Source organism: Streptomyces sp. SM1 (assembly GCF_002910825.1).
GTDB lineage: Bacteria > Actinomycetota > Actinomycetes > Streptomycetales > Streptomycetaceae > Streptomyces > Streptomyces okerensis.
Genome location: NZ_NEUB01000065.1, coordinates 1 through 2,906 on the forward strand (window position 1 = coordinate 1; position 2,906 = coordinate 2,906).

General features: G+C 75.3%; 2 protein-coding genes. One reads left to right on the plus strand and one right to left on the minus strand.

Going from position 1 to position 2,906, the window contains the following annotated elements; translation table 11 throughout:
• On the plus strand, nucleotides 1-993 hold a 993-nt coding region (locus B9S61_RS01415), incomplete at its 5' end, for a Rieske (2Fe-2S) protein (RefSeq protein ID WP_258039500.1).
• A 485-nt stretch (nucleotides 994-1,478) separates the two neighbouring features.
• Here the strand turns inward: B9S61_RS01415 and B9S61_RS01420 are convergent.
• Nucleotides 1,479-2,906, minus strand: a 1,428-nt coding sequence (locus tag B9S61_RS01420) for an FAD-dependent oxidoreductase (protein WP_103540544.1), incomplete at its 5' end; no start/stop codon positions are given.

A 2,906-nucleotide genomic window follows, 5' to 3' on the forward strand; every position in this document is an offset into this window, starting at 1 on the left:
AGGGCCCGCTGGACGCCACCGGTGCGGCGCCGGCGCCGTGGTCCGGGCTGGGCGGAGCAGCCGCCGGCCTGGCGTCAGGCCCGTCCGGCGCTCATTTCCGACGCGCTCGGGCGGGCGTCCGCCCGTCCGTCCGGCAACTGGTTCGTGGTCGGCTCCTCCCGGAGCATGCACGCCGCGGATCGCCCGTACGGCCGGACGGTCGGGGGTGTGGAGGTGGTGCTGTGGCGCACGGACACCGGTGAGCTGCACGCGGGCTCGGGTGTGTGTCCGCACCTCGGCGCTCCGCTGCGTGACAGCCGGGTGGTGTGCGGCACGCTGGTCTGCCACTGGCACGGACTGGCCCTGGACGGTTCACCGTTCGCCGGCTGGCGGCCGTTTCCGGTGCACGACGACGGCGTGCTGGTCTGGGTCCGGCTGGACGAGCCGGGTGGCGAGGAACCCACCGAGTTCCCCGTCGTACCCGTACGGCCGGCGGCCGGCAGCGGGGTGGACGCCGTGTACACGGCGGTGGGTCGGTGCGAACCCGAGGACGTGGTGGCCAACCGGCTCGATCCGTGGCACGGCTCGTGGTTCCACCCCTACTCGTTCGTCGACCTGTCGGTGGCCCGGGAACCCCGGGGGGACGAGGACGACGCCTTCGTCGTCGACGTCTCCTTCCGGGTGGGCGGGCGTCTGGTGGTGCCGGTACGGGCCGAGTTCACCGCGCCGGAGCCGCGCACGGTCGTCATGCGCATCACCGACGGCGAGGGAGCCACTTCCGTGGTGGAGACACATGCGACGCCGCTGACGGCTATGGGCGAGGCACATCCGCGGACGGCTGTGGTCGAGGCGGTCGTGGCCACCTCGGACCGGCGCGGCTTCGCGGCGGCGCGGGCCGCCGCGCCCGTGCTGCGCCCCCTCATGCGCCGCACGGCGGGACGCCTGTGGCGCGACGACCTGGCCTACGCCGAGCGCCGCTACGCCCTGCGCAGCACCGGCCGCTTCCCTGGCTGACCCACAGAGCCGGGCCGGTTCCCCGACGAGCGACCCACGGGGGCCGGGATAGTCCCCCGACGACCGACCCACGGGGGCCGGGATAGTTCCGCGGCGACCCGCGAGGCCGGGGCCCGGCCGGCCTCGCGGGACCGGCGGGTCCGGCTGACCCGCGGAGCCGGACGGCTCCCCGCCCACCGGCAGGACCGGTGAGCCACGCCCGGACCGGGAGCCCGACCGACCCCCTGGAACAGACGGCACCGAGCACTCCGCAAGGCCGGACGGCACCGACCGGCCGGTAGAGCCGGCGGACCCCGCTGGTCCAGTAAGCGCGAGAGACACCCGGCCACCCCGGGACCGGACGGGATCCACCGCCCCGGCCCGGCTGATCCACCTGGCCCGACGGCTCACCGCCCGGCCTCCGGGACCGTCCGGGCCCGGCCGAGGGCACCGGGCCCGACGGTTGCCCGGGCGGGTCGGAGGGCTTCGGGTGGACGGGGTGGTGGTCAGGGGGGTGGGCGGTGTCCCGCCACGGCGGCGAGGGCTCGGAGCGCCGGTGAGCGGCCTGCCCGGGGAACCGTCCACAGGACCTGGCCCCGTACGCCCCACTCGCCGAGGAGCGCGTTCGCCGCGAGGAAGCCGGTGGTGGCGGCCCGTTCCATGAGCGCGACCGGCAGATCGCAGCGGATCGCATCACCGGCCAGGGTCAGCCACCGGTGAGGCGTGCGCACGGTGGGGCGCCGGCGGTGCGAACCGACCGGGAAGAGCGGGCAGTCCGACCGCCACTCGTGCCGGGCGTCGACCACGCGCGCCTCGCCGGTCTCCGGGTACACCTGGCGCAGCCGGTCGAGGAGCATGTCCTGCACCTCCTTCCGTTCCGCCCCGGGATCCACGGCGTAGGCGTGGAGTTCCACCACCGACCCCCCGTGCCGCGCCGACCAGCGGGCGGCCTCGCCCTCGTACCGCTCCAGGACGCTGATGTTGTCCAGGCCGCCGTAGCCGCTGGTCCCGAGGAAGCCGGGGCGGTCGGAGCGGACCGGACGGTCGAGCCAGAGCCGGGAGACGAGGAACGGCGGGGCCGTGCGCAGCGCGGCGACGCCGGCACGCCAGGCGGTGGTGCCCAGGCCGGGTGACGCGTCGACGATCCGGCGCAGTCCCCCGGTATCGGAGGCGAGCACCACGGCCCGGTGGTGATCCGCCCCGCGGTCGGTGTGCACTTCCGCTCCTCCCCCGTCGCGGGGGAGGACGGTGTGCACGGAGATCCCGGTGCGGACGTCGGCGCCGAGACGCCGGAGGTAGTCACCGAGCGGGTCCCAGAGCGCCTGGGGGAACGGCTCGGCGGGTACGTCGAAGAGCAGGCCCTCGGACGATCCGAGGAAGTAGATGTGGAACATCAGCAGAAGCTCGGCGGCGGACAGTTCGCGCGGGTCGGCGAAGAAGCTGCGCGAGAACACCTCGAACGCCAGATGGTGCGCGGCTTCGGGGAAGCGCACGCTCCGCAGGAACTCGGTGGCGGAGACCTCGTCGAAGCGCTCGTACACCTCGGGCACGCGCACGTCGAGGAGCGGCAGCGCCGCACGGGCGTCCAGGGCGGCCAGGTCCCGCCAGCCGAAGGTGGGGCTCAGGGCGACGAAGCCGAGCGCGCTGAACGGCGGGGTCCTGGGGACGCGGGCGAAGCTGTCGGTCAGGCCGCCGCTGTGGCGCAGCGGGTAGTCGGGCAGCGGGGTGAGCCGGGCGAGGGCGGGGTCGGTGCGGCGGAGCAGGCCGCGAAGGTTGTAGTACTGGCGGAAGAAGGCATGGAACCCGCGGGTCATGGTCACCCGCGAGCCGTCCGCGAGCGTGGTGTGCCCGCCGGAGAGCCGGCCGCCGAGGGAGTCCTCCCGCTCGTAGAGGGTGACGCGGGCGCCGCGTTCGGCGAGCAGGGTGGCCGCGGC